16 protein-coding genes are annotated in these 15,607 nt (G+C 72.1%); 15 read left to right on the plus strand and 1 reads right to left on the minus strand.

Annotation, left to right across the window (positions count from 1 at the left end; genetic code table 11):
- The first annotated feature begins 122 nt into the window (after positions 1-122).
- The 15 genes from ACIQ8B_RS10660 (at position 123) to ACIQ8B_RS10730 (ending at position 14,576) form a co-directional block, all read left to right on the plus strand.
- Positions 123-1,124, plus strand: a complete 1,002-nt coding sequence (locus ACIQ8B_RS10660; protein WP_403546460.1) for an FKBP-type peptidyl-prolyl cis-trans isomerase — start codon at positions 123-125, stop codon at positions 1,122-1,124.
- A 63-nt stretch (positions 1,125-1,187) separates the two neighbouring features.
- Positions 1,188-1,559 (plus strand): FKBP-type peptidyl-prolyl cis-trans isomerase, encoded by a 372-nt coding sequence (locus ACIQ8B_RS10665; RefSeq protein ID WP_006132299.1) that lies wholly within the window; start codon positions 1,188-1,190, stop codon positions 1,557-1,559.
- 123 nt (positions 1,560-1,682) lie between these two features.
- Complete coding sequence (locus tag ACIQ8B_RS10670; protein ID WP_106415006.1) at positions 1,683-2,636, plus strand: YafY family protein; 954 nt, start codon at positions 1,683-1,685, stop codon at positions 2,634-2,636.
- An 18-nt stretch (positions 2,637-2,654) separates the two neighbouring features.
- Positions 2,655-3,650, plus strand: coding sequence for a helix-turn-helix transcriptional regulator (locus ACIQ8B_RS10675; RefSeq protein WP_403546461.1), 996 nt, complete (start codon positions 2,655-2,657; stop codon positions 3,648-3,650).
- Positions 3,651-3,714: 64 nt separating this feature from the next.
- Positions 3,715-3,975 (plus strand): hypothetical protein, encoded by a 261-nt coding sequence (locus ACIQ8B_RS10680; RefSeq protein ID WP_033274974.1) that lies wholly within the window; start codon positions 3,715-3,717, stop codon positions 3,973-3,975.
- A gap of 10 nt (positions 3,976-3,985) precedes the next feature.
- On the plus strand, positions 3,986-4,180 hold the full coding sequence (locus tag ACIQ8B_RS10685; protein WP_048460021.1) for a hypothetical protein: 195 nt from the start codon (positions 3,986-3,988) through the stop codon (positions 4,178-4,180).
- A 253-nt stretch (positions 4,181-4,433) separates the two neighbouring features.
- Positions 4,434-4,715 carry a Sec-independent protein translocase subunit TatA gene (tatA, locus tag ACIQ8B_RS10690; protein ID WP_403546462.1) on the plus strand — a complete coding sequence of 94 codons (282 nt, stop codon included), beginning with the start codon at positions 4,434-4,436 and terminating at the stop codon, positions 4,713-4,715.
- 92 nt (positions 4,716-4,807) lie between these two features.
- Positions 4,808-5,677 carry a twin-arginine translocase subunit TatC gene (gene tatC / locus ACIQ8B_RS10695; protein WP_403546463.1) on the plus strand — a complete coding sequence of 290 codons (870 nt, stop codon included), beginning with the start codon at positions 4,808-4,810 and terminating at the stop codon, positions 5,675-5,677.
- Positions 5,678-5,708: 31 nt separating this feature from the next.
- Complete coding sequence (locus ACIQ8B_RS10700; RefSeq protein ID WP_403546464.1) at positions 5,709-6,599, plus strand: diacylglycerol kinase; 891 nt, start codon at positions 5,709-5,711, stop codon at positions 6,597-6,599.
- Between the two features lie 46 nt (positions 6,600-6,645).
- Positions 6,646-9,504: a DEAD/DEAH box helicase gene (locus tag ACIQ8B_RS10705; RefSeq protein WP_403546465.1), complete on the plus strand. Its 2,859-nt coding sequence runs from the start codon at positions 6,646-6,648 to the stop codon at positions 9,502-9,504.
- 409 nt (positions 9,505-9,913) lie between these two features.
- Positions 9,914-11,524 (plus strand): ATP-binding protein, encoded by a 1,611-nt coding sequence (locus ACIQ8B_RS10710; protein ID WP_403546466.1) that lies wholly within the window; start codon positions 9,914-9,916, stop codon positions 11,522-11,524.
- A complete protein-coding gene (locus ACIQ8B_RS10715) occupies positions 11,521-11,928 on the plus strand; it encodes a roadblock/LC7 domain-containing protein (protein WP_290004458.1) in 408 nt (135 codons plus the stop codon). Before ACIQ8B_RS10710 ends, ACIQ8B_RS10715 begins: the two co-directional genes overlap by 4 nt.
- Positions 11,925-12,320, plus strand: a complete 396-nt coding sequence (locus ACIQ8B_RS10720; RefSeq protein WP_106415014.1) for a DUF742 domain-containing protein — start codon at positions 11,925-11,927, stop codon at positions 12,318-12,320. Before ACIQ8B_RS10715 ends, ACIQ8B_RS10720 begins: the two co-directional genes overlap by 4 nt.
- The gene (locus tag ACIQ8B_RS10725; RefSeq protein ID WP_106415015.1) at positions 12,301-12,921 is read left to right on the plus strand and encodes an ATP/GTP-binding protein; all 621 of its coding nucleotides are present in this window, start codon (positions 12,301-12,303) and stop codon (positions 12,919-12,921) included. The genes ACIQ8B_RS10720 and ACIQ8B_RS10725 overlap by 20 nt, the downstream gene beginning before the upstream one ends.
- 53 nt (positions 12,922-12,974) lie before the next feature.
- A complete protein-coding gene (locus ACIQ8B_RS10730) occupies positions 12,975-14,576 on the plus strand; it encodes a cytochrome P450 (protein WP_403546467.1) in 1,602 nt (533 codons plus the stop codon).
- On the opposite strand, the gene ACIQ8B_RS10735 is transcribed toward ACIQ8B_RS10730, so the two are convergent.
- The gene (locus ACIQ8B_RS10735) at positions 14,570-15,520 is read right to left on the minus strand and encodes a pseudouridine synthase (protein WP_290004456.1); all 951 of its coding nucleotides are present in this window, start codon (positions 15,518-15,520) and stop codon (positions 14,570-14,572) included. The genes ACIQ8B_RS10730 and ACIQ8B_RS10735 overlap by 7 nt on opposite strands.
- Positions 15,521-15,607: the final 87 nt, after the last annotated feature.

Consider the following 15,607-nt stretch of genomic DNA (forward strand, 5'->3'; position numbering starts at 1 on the left):
GAGTAGACGAAACACCCGGAACGTCACACGGGCGCCGTACGTTACACCGTGCGGCGCCCTCCTCACGCCGTAGAGTTGCGCGGACGCCACCCCACAAGATCGACGATTACGAGGCCCCCACCGTGCGCCGACGCTCACTTCTCATCGCCGTCCCCGCTGGACTGGCCACCCTCGCCGCGTGCGGCGACGACAAGTCCGATTCCGGCAAGGCCAGCGAGACGGCCTCACCCTCGGAGCCCGAGACGTCGGCGGCGCCGTCGCCGAAGATCGTCGAGGGCCCGCTGCCGGCGATCACGGCCGGGACCGGGTTCGGCGAGAAGCCGACCGTCGCCAAGGGCAGCGGGGACCCCTCCGAGGACCTCGCGGTGAAGACGGTCATCGCGGGCGGCGGCCGCACGATCGCCGAGAACGACTTCGTCGTGGCCCACTACCTGGGCCAGGTGTGGAGCACCGCGAAGGTGTTCGACAACTCGTACGACCGCAAGGAGCCGCTGGCCATCCAGCTCGCCCAGGGCACGATCATCGACGGCTGGCGCTACGGACTGGTCGGCAGGAAGGCCGGCAGCCGCGTCCAGATGGCCATCCCGCCCACCTGGGGCTACGGCGAGCAGGGCAACGAGCAGGCGGGCATCAAGGGCACCGACACGCTGGTGTTCGTGATCGACGTGCGGGACACGTTCAACGCCAGGAGCTCCGCCAAGGGCACCGACGTCGCCCAGGACGACGTCGACCTGCCGAAGGTCGGCACCAACACCGACGGCAAGGCCCCCTCCATCGAGGTGCCCGACTCCGACGCGCCGAAGAAGCTCGTGGCGAACTACGTCATCGAGGGCGACGGCGAGAAGGTCGGCGCCGAGGACAGCGTCCTGGTGCAGTACAAGGGCGTGCTGTGGGACGGCGGCAAGGAGTTCGACTCCACGTACGGCCGCGGCCAGCTGACGTCCTTCTCGCTCCAGCAGGTCGTCAAGGGCTGGGCGCAGGGCCTGACCGGCAAGAAGGTCGGCAGCCGCGTCCTCATCGTCATCCCGCCGGAGCTGGGCTACGGCGACAACCCGCCGCAGGGCAGCGAGATCAAGAAGGACTCCACGCTGGTCTTCTCCGTGGACATTCTCGCGAAGCTGTGACCCCCGCCGGGATGTAAGACTGTGCGTGTTCGCCTTTCCGCAGACAAGCAGGAGCATGAAGACGTGAGCATCGACAAGCCCGAGATCGACTTCCCGGGCGGCGAGCCCCCGGCGGACCTCGAGATCAAGGACATCTGGGAGGGCGACGGCGAGGTGGCGAAGGCGGGTCAGACCGTCACCGTCCACTACGTGGGCGTCGCCTTCAGCACGGGCGAGGAGTTCGACGCCAGCTGGAACCGTGGCACCCCCTTCCGGTTCCCGCTGGGCGGCGGCCGGGTCATCAAGGGCTGGGACCAGGGCGTGCAGGGCATGAAGGTCGGCGGCCGCCGCCAGCTGACCATCCCGGCCCACCTCGCCTACGGCAACCAGAGCCCCACCCCGGCGATCAAGCCCGGTGAGACCCTGATCTTCGTGGTCGACCTGCTCGGCGTCTGATCCGACCGGAGCCGATCGCCGAGGGCCCGTGCCTGTCCGGGCGCGGGCCCTCGGCTTTCACCACGCCACCCCGGGGCGGTACGGTCATCGGTCGTAAGCACCATAGGGAGGCGAAGCGCGTCGATGGCCATTGCCAAGGCGGAGCGGCTGATGAACCTCGCGCTGTGTCTGCTCGGGACGCGGCGGCCGCTCACCAAGCGCGAACTGCGCGAGTCCATCGAGGCGTACCTCGAGGCGGGCTCCGACGACTCCTTCAACCGCATGTTCGAGCGCGACAAGGACGACCTGCGCGAACTCGGACTGGTCATCGAGACCGTCGAGAACCTCGAGGGCGAGACGGGCTACCTCGCCCGCCGCGACAGCAACCGGCTCCCGCCCATCACCCTGGACGCCGAGGAGGCCGCCGCCCTCGGACTCGCCGCGAAGGTGTGGCAGCAGGCCAGGCTGGCCGGCGCGGCCAGCGGCGCCCTGCAGAAGCTGCGCGCCGCGGGACTCCCCGAGGACGTCGACCCGTACGGCGCGCACGGCGCGCTGGAGCCGCGCATCCCGGTGCACGAGGCCGCGTTCGAGCCGCTGATGCTCGCCTGCCGCGACCGCCGCCCGGTCGTCTTCGACTACCGCAAGGCCAACGCCGCCCAGCCCGAGCAGCGGCACGTCGAGCCGTGGGCGCTGGAGTGCTGGCGCGGCCACTGGTACCTGGCCGGCTGGGACCGCGACCGCGGCGCCGAGCGGGTCTTCCGGCTGTCCCGGATCACCGGCAAGGTGCGCTCGCGCGCCGGCCGGTTCACCGTGCCGGTGCCGGACGTCGTCACCGTGCGGGAGACCGTGGCGAGCTGGGCGGGGGAGACCGCCGACCGCTCGGCGCGGATCCGGCTGCGCTCCGATGCCGGCTTCCCGCTCCGGGCCAAGGCCACCTCGGTCCGGGAACTCGGGAACGGCTGGGACGAGTTGGAGATCCCGTACGGGCACGGACTGGACGCCTGGCTGGTGGAGTTCGGACCGGACGTGGTGGTGCTGGAGCCCGAGGAACTGCGGGCCGACGTGGTGGACCGGCTGCGTGCCGTGGCCAAGGGCTGAGGGGGAGCGGACGAGAACGTGGCAGGCAAACCGGTCAGGCCCGTGAACGCCATCGACCAGACCCGGCGGATGCTGTCCCTGGTGACGTATCTGCGCGAGCGGCCCGGCGCCCGCATCGAGGACGTCGCGCGCGCCTTCGGCATCACCGAGGACGAACTGGTCTCCGACCTCGACGTGCTGCCCATGTGCGGCACCAGCTTCCGCGGCGGTGACCTGCTGGACATCGACACCGACGGCGAGCGCATCTGGTGGCACAACCCGGCCGCCCTGGGCGCCGACGCGGCCGAGCCGCTGCGCCTGGCCGCCGACGAGGCCACCGCGCTGCTCGTCGCCGCCCGTGCCGTGGCCACCCTGCCGGGACTGCGCGAGGGCGACCGGCAGGCGCTGCTGCGGGCCACCGCCAAGGTGGAGACCGCGGCCGGGGAGGCGGCGGGCGCCAGCTCCCGGCTCTCGGTGACCTTCGAGTCCGAGGGCGGCGTCTTCGCGGACGTCGACCGGGCCATCGCCGAGCGCCGCCGGCTGTGGATCCGCTACTACTCGCCCGCCCGCGACGAGGTCACCGAGCGCGAGATCGACCCCATTCGCCTGGTCAGCGTCGGACACACCTACGTCGAGGCGTGGTGCCGCCGCTCCGAGGCGCGCCGCACCTTCCGGCTGGACCGGGTCGCCGAGATCAAGATCCTCGACGAGTCGTCCGCGCCGCCCGAGGTGGAGCTGCGCGACCTGTCCGAGGGGCTGGTGCAGCCCGCGGCCGAGGACCCGGAGGTGGTCGTCGAGGTCGGGCCGGGCGGGCGCTGGGTCGCCGAGTACTACCCGCACGACAGCGCGGACGAGCTTCCCGACGGCGGACTCCGCATCACCCTGCGCACCCCCGACCCCGCGTCGCTGCGGCGGCTGGCGCTGCGGCTCGGCCGCGACGGGCGCATCGTGGAGCCGCAGGAACTGGCCGAGAGCGCCCGCCGGGCGGCCCGTGAGGCGCTGGCGGCGTACGACGGGGCCGAGGCGGCCGGATGACCGGGCAGGACGACAGGCAGGAGCGAGGGCTTTGAGCGAGTCGGCGACCACAGGGGCACGGGGCATGACGGCGGCGTCCGCGTTCGCCGGGATGAGGAACGTGGCCCCGGTGATGTTCCGGGCGGGCTGCCCGGACTGCCGGGAGCGTTTCGAACTCTCCGCGAGCGCGCTGCGGCTGGCGATCGGCGCCAGCAGCCGTACCACGTTCTACTCCTTCACCTGCCCCGAGTGCGGCGCCGCCGTCCGCAAGCCGGCGGGGGAGCGGATCGTCGAGCTGCTGACCGGCGGCGGGGTGCGCACCCTGCGGCTGCACTCGACCGTCTAGGCTCGACCCCATGTTCTGGCCGATGTTCGCCGTAGCCCTGGGGTTCCTCGGGCTGATGGTGCTCGCAGTGCTCGCCGTCCGGGTCTTCGTCGAGGCCGAGCGCCTCGGCAGGCAGGTCGCGGACTCGGCCCGGCGCATCGGCCGCGCCGCCGAGGACCTGGAGCGCGCGGCCACGAGCACGGCCCGCTCGGCGGAGGCCCTGTGACGGCGAGGCGCCGCACCGGCGGGTCCGCCGTCCGGACGGGCCGCCGCCGCCCTGTCACTGGCCGGGTTCCGGCGGGTACGCTGCTGATCGCGGCCCGGAGAACGAGGCCCGGCCCGCGGACGGGAGTACGCACAGGGATTGCCGGACGTTCACCCCTGGGCGTTACGATCGCTGTCTGCACCGTCCTTCGGACGCATGTCCGACCGGTCGGACAGCCCCCCACCCACCCGCCTCGGTGAGAAGGTAAAGACTTATGGGACGGCTCGGACCTACCGAGATCATTCTGATCCTCGTCGTCATCATCCTGCTGTTCGGTGCGAAGAAGCTCCCCGACATGGCGCGGTCGCTCGGCAAGTCGGCCCGCATCCTGAAGAGCGAGGCGAAGGCGATGAAGGAGGACAACAAGTCCTCCGCTCCGGCCGACCCGCCGGCCGACGGCGAGCAGCCCCCGGCGCAGCGCACCATCCAGGCCGCCCCCGGCGACGTGACCAGCTCCCGCCCGGTCACGGAGCCGACGGACACGACCAAGCGCTGACGCAGGGCCGGTGACCTCCGGCCCGCCGCACGAGATGGGAACGTGGGTTGCTCAAGTCTGCCCGCAAACAGCAGAGGGATCCCGAGGGGCGGATGCCTCTTGTGGAACACCTGCGCGAGCTGCGCAACCGCCTGGCCAAGGCCGTGCTCGCGATCGTCGTGGTGTCGGTCGTCGCCGCGTTCTACAGCGAACAGCTCATGCAGTTCCTGGCCGAGCCGGTGCCCAAGTGCGACGACCTGACGAACAGCGACGGCGGCAACTGCGCCATCGTGTCGTTCAACACACTGACCTCGCCGTTCACCACGACGATCAAGGTGAGCCTCATGGCGGGCCTGGTGATCTCCAGCCCGGTCTGGCTCTACCAGCTGTGGGCCTTCGTCGCGCCCGGACTGCACCGGCACGAGAAGAAGTACACCTACGTCTTCACCGTGGCCGCGGTGCCGCTGTTCGCCGGCGGCGCCCTCCTCTCGTACGTCATCCTCCCGGTCAGCATCAAGGTGCTGCTCAGTCTCACGCCCGGGGGATCGGCGAACATCCTGTCGCTCGACGAGGTCCTCGACTTCACCATCCGCATGGTGCTCGTCTTCGGCCTGGCCTTCGAGCTGCCGCTGCTCCTGATCATGCTGAACATGGTGGGCATCGTGTCCGGCCGCCGGATGGCGGGCTGGTGGCGCGGTGTCGTCATGGGCGTCTTCGTCTTCGGCGCGGTCGCCACGCCCACCACCGACCCGGTGGGCATGCTGGCGCTGTCCGGGCCGATCGTCGTCCTGTACTTCGCCGCCGTGGGCTTCTCGCTGCTGAACGACAGACGGCGCGCCCGCAAGGAGGCCGAGGGGCTTTCCGACGACGAGGCGTCCGAGCTCGACCTCACGCCTGAGGCCGTCGAACCGGCCGAACCGGTCACCACGCTGCCCGAGCAGACCTCCCGGGACCGCGTCAACGGTTATGACGACGTGACCTGAGGACGGGCCGGCACCTCATAGGGTCACTCCCGTGACCAGCGAGATCACCCTCTTCGTGAACCCCGCCGCGGGCGGCGGCCGGGGCGTCCGCGCGGCGCGGTCCGCTGCCTCCGCGCTGCGGGACGCCGGCTTCCACGTCGGTACCGTGACGGGCGACGGTCCCGAAGACGCGCTGTCCCGGGCGCGTACCGCCGTCGAGGAGGGCACCGGCGCGCTGATCGCCGTCGGCGGTGACGGCACGGCGAACCTCGCCCTGCAGGCCGTCGTCGGCACGGGCACCCCTTTCGGCCTGGTGGCCGCGGGCACGGGCAACGACTTCGCCCGGGCGCTCGGCATGCCCCTGCGCGAACCCGCCACGGCCGGCCGGATGATCGCCGACGCCCTCAGGAGCGGGCGGCCCCGTGACGTCGACCTCGGCCGGATCGGGGACCGCTGGTTCGGCGCCGTGCTCGCCTCCGGCTTCGACTCCCGGGTCAACGACCGGGGCAACCGGATGCGCGTCCCCCTCGGACGCTTCACGTACGACCTGGCGATGGTCGCCGAGCTGGCCGCCTTCCGGCCGCTGCCGTACCGGATCGCCCTGGACGGCGGGGACGTCCGCGAGGTCGAGGCGACGCTGGTGGCCGTCGGGAACGGGCCGTCGTACGGCGGGGGCATGCGGATATGCCCCGGGGCTGACCTCACCGACGGGCTGTTCGACATCACGGTGGTGGGCGCGTGCAGCCGGGCCACGCTGCTGCGGGTGTTCCCACGGGTCTACCGGGGGACGCACGTCGGCCACCCCGCGGTGACCGTGCTGCGGGCGGCGAGCGTGGAGCTGGCCGCCGCGGACGTCACCGGTTACGCGGACGGCGAACTCGTGGGGCCGCTGCCGCTGACCGCCCACTGCGTGCCGGGAGCGGTCCGGGTCGTCGGCCCCTGAAGGGGCGGTCCCCGGCGCCCCCTCCTTCACGCGGACGATCCGGATAATGATCGTCCTGTTGTCGGTGTGGCCCGGTACGCTCGAAAGTACGATGACAGAGGACCTCTCACCGGCCGAGCGGTACGCGGCAGCACGCAGGCGCGCTGCCGAGCAGGCCACCTCGCTCGCCTCCTTCCGCGAGATGTACGACTTCGGCCTCGACCCCTTCCAGGTGGAGGCCTGCCGGGCCCTGGAGGCCGGGAAGGGCGTGCTGGTCGCCGCCCCCACCGGATCCGGCAAGACGATCGTCGGCGAGTTCGCCGTCCACCTCGCCCTCCAGCAGGGCAGGAAGTGCTTCTACACGACTCCCATCAAGGCGCTGTCGAACCAGAAGTACGCCGACCTGTGCCGCCGCTACGGCAGCGACAAGGTGGGCCTGCTCACCGGTGACAACAGTGTCAACTCCGAGGCGCCCGTGGTCGTGATGACCACCGAGGTGCTGCGGAACATGCTGTACGCCGGGTCGCAGACCCTCCTCGGCCTCGGCTACGTGGTCATGGACGAGGTGCACTACCTCTCCGACCGCTTCCGGGGCGCCGTCTGGGAGGAAGTGATCATCCACCTCCCCGAGTCGGTGACCCTGGTCTCCCTCTCGGCGACGGTGTCCAACGCCGAGGAGTTCGGCGACTGGCTGGACACCGTCCGCGGGGACACCGAGGTGATCGTCTCCGAGCACCGGCCCGTGCCGCTGTTCCAGCACGTGCTGGCCGGCCGCCGGATGTACGACCTGTTCGAGGAGGGGGAGGGCCACAAGAAGGCCGTCAACCCCGACCTGACGCGCATGGCCCGGCTGGAGGCGAGCCGCCCGTCCTGGGGCGACCGCCGGCGGGGCCGCAACGGCATGCGGGAGGCGGACCGCGAACGGGAGCGCAGACAGCGCTCACGCGTGTGGACGCCGAGCCGGCCGGAGGTGATCGAGCGGCTCGACGCCGAGGGCCTGCTGCCCGCCATCACCTTCATCTTCAGCAGGGCCGCCTGCGAGGCCGCGGTGCAGCAGTGCCTGTACGCGGGGCTGCGGCTCAACGACGAGGAGGCGCGGGCCCGCGTCCGCTCCCTGGTGGAGGAGCGCACCGCCTCCATCCCGCCCGAGGATCTGCACGTCCTCGGCTACTACGAGTGGCTGGAGGGCCTCGAGCGCGGTATCGCCGCCCACCACGCGGGCATGCTGCCGACCTTCAAGGAGGTCGTCGAGGAGCTGTTCGTGCGCGGGCTGGTGAAGGCCGTGTTCGCGACCGAGACGCTGGCGCTCGGCATCAACATGCCCGCGCGCTCGGTGGTGCTGGAGAAGCTGGTCAAGTGGAACGGCGAGCAGCACGCCGACATCACCCCCGGCGAGTACACCCAGCTCACCGGCCGGGCGGGCCGCCGCGGCATCGACGTCGAGGGCCACGCCGTGGTGCTGTGGCAGCGCGGGATGAACCCCGAGCACCTCGCGGGACTGGCCGGCACGCGCACCTATCCGCTGCGCTCCAGCTTCAAGCCGTCGTACAACATGGCGGTCAACCTGGTCGAGCAGTTCGGGCGGCACCGCTCGCGGGAGCTGCTGGAGACGTCGTTCGCGCAGTTCCAGGCGGACAAGTCGGTCGTCGGCATCTCGCGCCAGGTGCAGCGCAACGAGGAGGGTCTGGAGGGCTACAAGGCCTCGATGACCTGCCACCTCGGCGACTTCGAGGAGTACGCGCGGCTGCGCCGGGAGCTGAAGGACCGGGAGAACGAACTGGCCCGGCAGGGCCAGACGCAGCGGCGCGCGGAGGCCGCCGTCGCGCTGGAGAAGCTGAAGCCCGGGGACGTCATCCACGTGCCCACCGGCAAGTACGCGGGGCTGGCGCTGGTGCTCGACCCGGGGCTGCCCGCGGGGCGGACCGACGGCCACCGGAGCGTGGAGTACCACGACGGTCCGCGCCCGCTGGTGCTGACCGCCGAGCGGCAGGTGAAGCGGCTGGCGTCGATCGACTTCCCGGTGCCCGTGGAGGCGCTGGAGCGGATGCGGATCCCGAAGTCCTTCAACCCGCGCTCCCCGCAGTCCCGCCGGGACCTCGCCTCCGCACTGCGCACCAAGGCCGGCCACATAGTGCCCGACCGGCACCGCAAGAAGCGCGCCCCGGCGGCCGACGACCGGGAGATCGCGCGGCTGCGCAAGGCGCTGCGGGCGCACCCGTGCCACGGCTGCCAGGACCGCGAGGACCACGCCCGCTGGGCCGAGCGCTACCACCGGCTGCTGCGGGACACCTCGCAGCTGGAGCGGCGCATCGAGGGCCGGACGAACACCATCGCCCGCACCTTCGACCGCATCGTGGCGCTGCTGACGGAGATGGACTACCTGCGCGGCGACGAGGTCACCGAGCACGGCAGGCGGCTGGCCCGGCTGTACGGCGAACTCGATCTGCTGGCCAGCGAATGCCTGCGCGAGCGGGTCTGGGAGGGCCTCGGCCCCGCCGAACTCGCCGCGTGCGTCTCGGCGCTGGTGTACGAGTCGCGGGTCGCCGACGACGCGATGGCGCCCAAGCTGCCCGCGGGCAGGGCGAAGGCGGCGCTCGGCGAGATGGTCCGCATCTGGGGGCGGCTGGACGCGCTGGAGGAGGACTTCCGGATCAGCCAGACCGAGGGCGTGGGCCAGCGCGAGCCCGACCTGGGCTTCGCCTGGGCCGCCTACATGTGGGCCTCCGGCAAGGGCCTGGACGAGGTGCTGCGCGAGGTGGAGATGCCGGCCGGCGACTTCGTGCGCTGGTGCAAGCAGGTCATCGACGTGCTCGGGCAGATCTCCGCGGCGGCCCCGGTCGCCGAGGACTCCACGGTCGCGAAGAACGCCCGCAAGGCCGTGGACGGCCTGCTGCGCGGGGTGGTGGCCTACTCCTCCGTGGGCTGACCGTCCTCGCCGCCGTCCCCGGAAGCCCGGTGCGCCCCCGCGCGCCGGGCTTCCGCGTTGTGCGCGCCCTCGTGCGGCCGCATCACCGGCGGTCCGGGCGGGAAGGCTCGAGAGCGCCTCCGAGAGGCCGATGACCGCCGTTCCGAGGGTCCGGTTCATCCGTGACGGTGAGTGGCCGTCGTACGCCTGTACGCCGTGACGTGGTGTGTTCGAACGGTGTCGGGCCGTGTAAATGACTCTGAGCGTACTCCTGCCTCAGGGGCCGTTTCCGGCACTTGCTGAATATGACTTGGCGATGATCCCGTCGGGCTAAGCTCGCCCGCAGCGCACCGAGTTGAGATGAATTCGTGCGCTTGTTCCCTTATATGCACGTTCCCGACCGTCGGCCGACACGCTTCAGAGGGCTCACATGGCGAGTGTCCACCTTCCCTACGCACGCGCGCTGGTGCTGCCGGCCATAGTGATGGCCGCGGCGACCGGAGCCGCCGTCGCCCTGGTGACGGAGCCCGCCCGGATCGCCGTCGGCGTGTGCGGCGCCGTGGCGACCCTGCTGGTGGCCGCCACCGCGGCCGAGGCGGTGCGCCGCGGCCGGGTGCTGCGGGAGGCGCGCGCCGAACACGAGCGTCACCGTGCGTATCTGGAGGCGCGGATCGCCGCCCACGACACGGAGACCGAGTACTTCATCCAGAAGGTCTTCCCCACCTGCCTGGGCCACCTGCACGCCGGCAACGAGCCGGACGAGGTGATGCGCGACCTGCCGCGGCTCAACCCGTCCTGGCGGGACCTGCCCAAGTACCAGCAGGTGCTGCTGCGCAAGGTCCTCCAGATCATCGACGACGAGGAGAACCTGCGTGACTCCTCGCTGCGCTCCTTCGTCTCCATCGCCCGCCGCGTCCAGGCCATCGTCCACCAGCAGGCCAAGGAACTGCGGGAGATGGAGGAGGACCACGGCCGCAACCCCGAGGTCTTCGACGACCTGCTGCGCATCGACCACGGCACCGCGCTGATCGGCCGCCTCGCCGACTCCATCTCCGTCCTCGGCGGCGGCCGCCCCGGACGCCAGTGGCCCAAGCCGGTCGCGCTCTACAGCGTGCTGCGCGGCGCCATGTCCCGCATCCTCGAGTACCGCCGCATCGACCTGAAGTCGATCGCCAAGATCAACATCAAGGGCATCTACGTCGAGCCGGTCATCCACGCCGCCGCCGAACTCCTCGACAACGCCACCCGCTACTCGCCGCCCACCAGCAAGGTCGGCGTCACCGCGACCGAGGTGCAGACCGGCGTCGCCATCGAGATCGAGGACGCCGGCGTCAGCCTCGACGAGCAGGCCCGCGCCCGCATCGAGGACATCCTCGACCGCGCCCAGCGCGGCGTCGACCTCCAGGAGATCGGCGCCAACCCGCGCCTCGGCCTCGCCGTCGTCGGCCGCCTGTGCACCCAGTTCAGCATGCAGGTGTCGCTGCGCGCCTCCGCCTACGGCGGCGTCCGCGCCATCCTCGTCGTCCCCAGCGAGATGATCACCGACGAGCCCGGCGTCGGCCTCGCCCACGGCATCGGCGCCACCGCCGTGCCCCGCCCCGTCGACGCCCTCCCCGGCCCGCAGCGCCCTCCCAAGAAGCGCCGTCCCACCAGCCCGCGCATCCCCGCCACGGCCGCCCTCGAGGACGACGTCCCCGAGGTCACCGAGTGGACCGCGGGCGGACTGCCGCAGCGCCGCAGCCGCGTGAAGACCCCGCTCGCCCAGCGCTACGCCGAGCAGGCCGCCGCCGAGCGCGCCGAACGCGAGGCCAAGGAGCGCGGCGAGGAGTACCACGACATCTGGGCGGCGGCCGAGCCCGAAAAGAAGAAGCGGAACGATCGCGAACCCGGGCTGTGGGTCGACGCCTTCTGGGAGGGCCTGAAGAAGGACCTCGACCCGGGCGTCCACCCCACCGACTTCACCCGGAACCCGACCGCCTACCTGCATCTCATCAACGAACCGGCCCGCACCGAGGCCGAGGACGAGGGGGACCTCAAGTGATCCAGCAACGAGCCAACTTCGACTGGATGCTCAAGGAGCTCGCCGACGGCGTGCCCGGCGTCGAGATGATCGTGGTGCTCTCCGCCGACGGCCTGCGCATCGCCCGCTACGGCGGCGAGCCGGACGCGGCCGACCGGGTCGCCGCAGCCTGCGCCGGCGTGCAGAGCCTCGCCTCCGCCGTCGCGCAGGAACTCCCGTACGGCGACGGTGAGATGAAGATGGTGCTCATCGAGATCGACGAGGGCTACTTCTATCTCATGGCGGCCGGCGCCAACGCCTACCTCGCGGTCCTCTCCGACATGACCTGCGAACCCGGCCGCATGGGCGGCATGATGCGCGACCTCGTCGTCCGCATCGGCGCCCATCTGACCAGTCCGCCCCGACGGAACGGGCAGACCGTATGACTCCTCCGCAACGCCAGAGGCGCACCCCCGCACAGCCGGCCGCCCCGGCCCCGAAGGAGGGCGCGGGCGGCAACCCGGAGCGGCTGTACGTCGTGGCCGGACCGGACGGCGAGCGCGCCGACATCGACCTGGTCACCCTGATCGTGGCGCGCTCCCCGGACCCCCCGCCCTCCGCGACCCCCGAGCAGGCGGCGCTGCTCCGGCTCTGCGTCGCCCCCCTGTCCGTGGCCGAGCTGTCGGCCTATCTCAGTCTGCCGTTCAGCGTGGTGACCGTGCTGGTCACCGAACTGCTGACGGCGGAACTGGTCCAGGCGCGCTCCTCCATCGTCCGCAAGACGCTCCCGGACCGTTCCCTTCTCGAAGCGGTGATGCATGGACTTCAACGGCTCTGACACCATCCCGGGCCCACGCGCCGAGGACCAGTTGCCCCACACGGCGCAGTCCGCGGTGAAGATCGTGATCGTCGGTGGGTTCGGGGTCGGCAAGACCACCATGGTCGGCTCGGTCAGCGAGATCAAACCGCTGACCACCGAGGAGACCATGACGCAGGCCGGCATCGGGGTCGACGACAACTACGGCTCCGCGTCCAAGACGGCCACCACCGTCGCCATGGACTTCGGCCGCATCAAGATCACCGACGAGCTGGTGCTGTACCTGTTCGGCACGCCGGGCCAGGAGCGCTTCTGGTTCCTGTGGAACGGCCTGTTCGAGGGCGCGCTCGGCGCGGTCGTGCTGGTCGACACCCGCCGCCTGGAGGTCAGCTTCGATGTCATGGGCCGCCTCGAGGAACGCGGTGTGCCCTTCGTCGTCGCCGTCAACTCCTTCCCGGACGCGCCCCGCTATCCCCTCTCCGACCTGCGGGCCGCGCTCGACCTGACCGAGCAGATCCCCATCGTGGAATGCGACGTGCGGCGCCGCGCCTCCAGCCGCGACGTCCTGATGACCCTGATGCGCTTCCTGCACTCGCTCGCCATGACGGGATCGCTCGCCTGACGCGCGAGCCCTCTCCCCGGACCTTTTGCCTTTCCCCTTTCGGAGCGACCACAGTGACGCCTGAGTCCCATCCTCTGACGCCGGACCGCCCGGCCGGTGACGACGCCCGGCCGGAGCCGCCCCCCGGATGCCCCGCGCACGGCCGCGGCCCCGGCGGACTCGCCCGCCTCCACGCGTCGGACGACCTCAAGAAGCTCTACGAGCAACTGCGCGAGGAGCACGGCCCGGTGGCGCCCGTGCTCGTCCACGACGACGTACCGCTGTGGGTGGTGCTCGGCCACGCCGAGAGCCAGCAACTGGTGCGCAGCCCCACGCAGTTCACCAAGGACAGCCGCGTCTGGTCCGCGCTCCGCGACGGACTGGTCAAGCCCGAGCACCCGCTGATGCCGCACATCGCCTGGCAGCCCACGTGCGCCCACACCGAGGGCGAGCAGCACCGGCGCTGGCGCGGCGCCCTCGACGCCGCCGTCGCCGCCACCGACTTCCGCAGCCTGCGCCGGTACGTCAACCGCAGCGTCCAGCGCGTCGTCAACCGGTTCTGCGAGGACGGCGAGGCCGATCTGGTCGGCCAGTACGCCGAGCACCTGCCGATGGCCGTGATGTGCCACGTCCTCGGCATGCCCGACGAGTACGACGACCGCATGGTGCAGGCCGCCCGCGACATGATCCGCGGCACCGAGACCGCCATCGCGAGCAACGCCCACGTGATGGCGGCGCTGGAACGCCTCACCGCCCGCCGCCGCGAGGAACCGCGGAACGACTTCGCGGGCCACCTCGTCAGCCACCCGGCCGGACTGAACGACGAGGAGGTCAGCCAGCACCTGCGGGTGGTGCTGATCGCCGCCTACGAGGCCACCGCCAACCTTCTCGCCAACGTGCTGCGCCAGGTGCTGATCGACCCGCGCTTCCGCTCCCAGCTCAACGGCGGCCAGATGACCGTGCCCCAAGCGGTGGAACAACTGCTGTGGGACGAACCGCCGTTCAGCACCATCTTCGCCTACTACGCCAAGCAGGACACCGAGCTGGGCGGGCAGCGCGTCCGCAAGGGCGATGCCCTGCTGTTCGCGCCCGCGCCGGCCAACGTCGACCCCCGGGTCCGCCCCGACCCGACCGCCGACATGCAGGGCAACCGCTCCCACCTCGCGTTCGGCGGCGGCAGCCACGAGTGCCCCGGCCAGGACATCGGCCGTGTCATCGCCGAGGTCGGCGTCGACGCCCTGCTCATGCGGCTGCCGGACGTGGAGCTGAGCTGCGCCGAGGAGGAACTGGCCTTCACCGAGTCCATCGCCTCACGCCATCTGGTGTCGTTGCCGGTGCACTTCACGCCCCGGCCGCAGCAGGAGGTCACCCAGCCGCCGACGCACGAGAACGACGCGCCGGCGGCGTACGACTGGCAGATCGGGGGGGTTCCGCGGCAGGCGGCGCCGACGGCTGGGACTGTTCCGGCCGCGGTTGCCGTGGGGAGCGGGGACGCGGGCGGGGGTGCGGGCGCCGGCGGGGCTCCGGCCGCCGGTCCGGTTCCGGTGCCGGCCTCGGGTGCGGCGCCGGCCGGGGCGCCCGCGCCGCCGCGGTCCGTGCCGCCCCCGCCGCTCACGCAGCCGGAGCCGCCGAAGGGCGCCTGGCAGCGCTTCCTGCGGTGGTGGCGCGGCTACTGACCCGCCGCCCACTCCTCGTACGAGGCCCACGCCCCGAGCACCCGGCCGCTGGTGAACCGGCGTTCCGCCCCCGTCACCGGATCGGTGAACGCCAGTTCCCGCGCCAGCAGTTGCAGCGGCCGCCGGAAGTCGCCGGCCGGGACGGGGGCGGTCACCTCGGGGTAGAGGGGGTCGCCGAGGATCGGCACCCGGAGGGCGTTCATGTGGACCCGGAGCTGATGGGTCTGGCCGGTACCGGGCACCAGCCGGTACCGGCCCAGGCCGTCCGCCCGGTGCGCGAGCAGTTCCACCCGGGTCACCGCGTTCGGCTCGCCCTCGACCTCCCTCGCGGTCAGCGTCCCGCGCTCCTTCACGATCCGGCTGCGCACGGTGCGGGGGAGGCCCAGGGCCGGGTCGTAGGGGGCGACGGCCTCGTACTCCTTGTGCACCCGCCGGTCGCGGAACAGCGTCTGGTAGGCGCCGCGCTCCTCGGGCCGCACGGTGAAGAGCACCAGCCCGGCGGTGAGCCGGTCGAGGCGGTGCGCCGCGGTCAGCCGCGGCAGGCCCAGCTCGTGGCGGAGCCGGGCGAGCGCGGTCTGCCGGACGTGGCCGCCGCGTGGGGTGGTGGCCAGGAAGTGCGGCTTGTCGACGACCACGAGGTGCTCGTCCTGGTGCACCACGCGCAGGGGGAAGGGCACCGGGGTCTCGGCGGGCATCTCGCGGTGGAACCACACGCACAGGCCCGGGGCGTAGGGGGTGTCGGGCGGGACGGGACGGCCGTCGGCGCCGACGATCCCGCCCGCGGTGAACAGGGCGTCGATCTGCGCGGGGTTCGCGGCCAGACGCAGCACCAGGTGCTCCCGGACGGTCGCTCCCGGTCCGCCGGCCGGCAGACGCACCCGTACCGGGTCCACTCCGTCGCGCTGCGGCAGGGGAGGGGGCGGGGCGGGGCGTCTGCGTCTCACGTGGGGCAAGCGTACGGGGTGGGGTGCGGTTCACCTGCCGGTGCGGGGCGGTGGAGGCCGAACGCGCGGTCCTCCGCGCCCCTGGTG

Origin of the sequence: Streptomyces sp. NPDC096105, from assembly GCF_044763335.1 — a bacterium.
Lineage (GTDB): Bacteria > Actinomycetota > Actinomycetes > Streptomycetales > Streptomycetaceae > Streptomyces.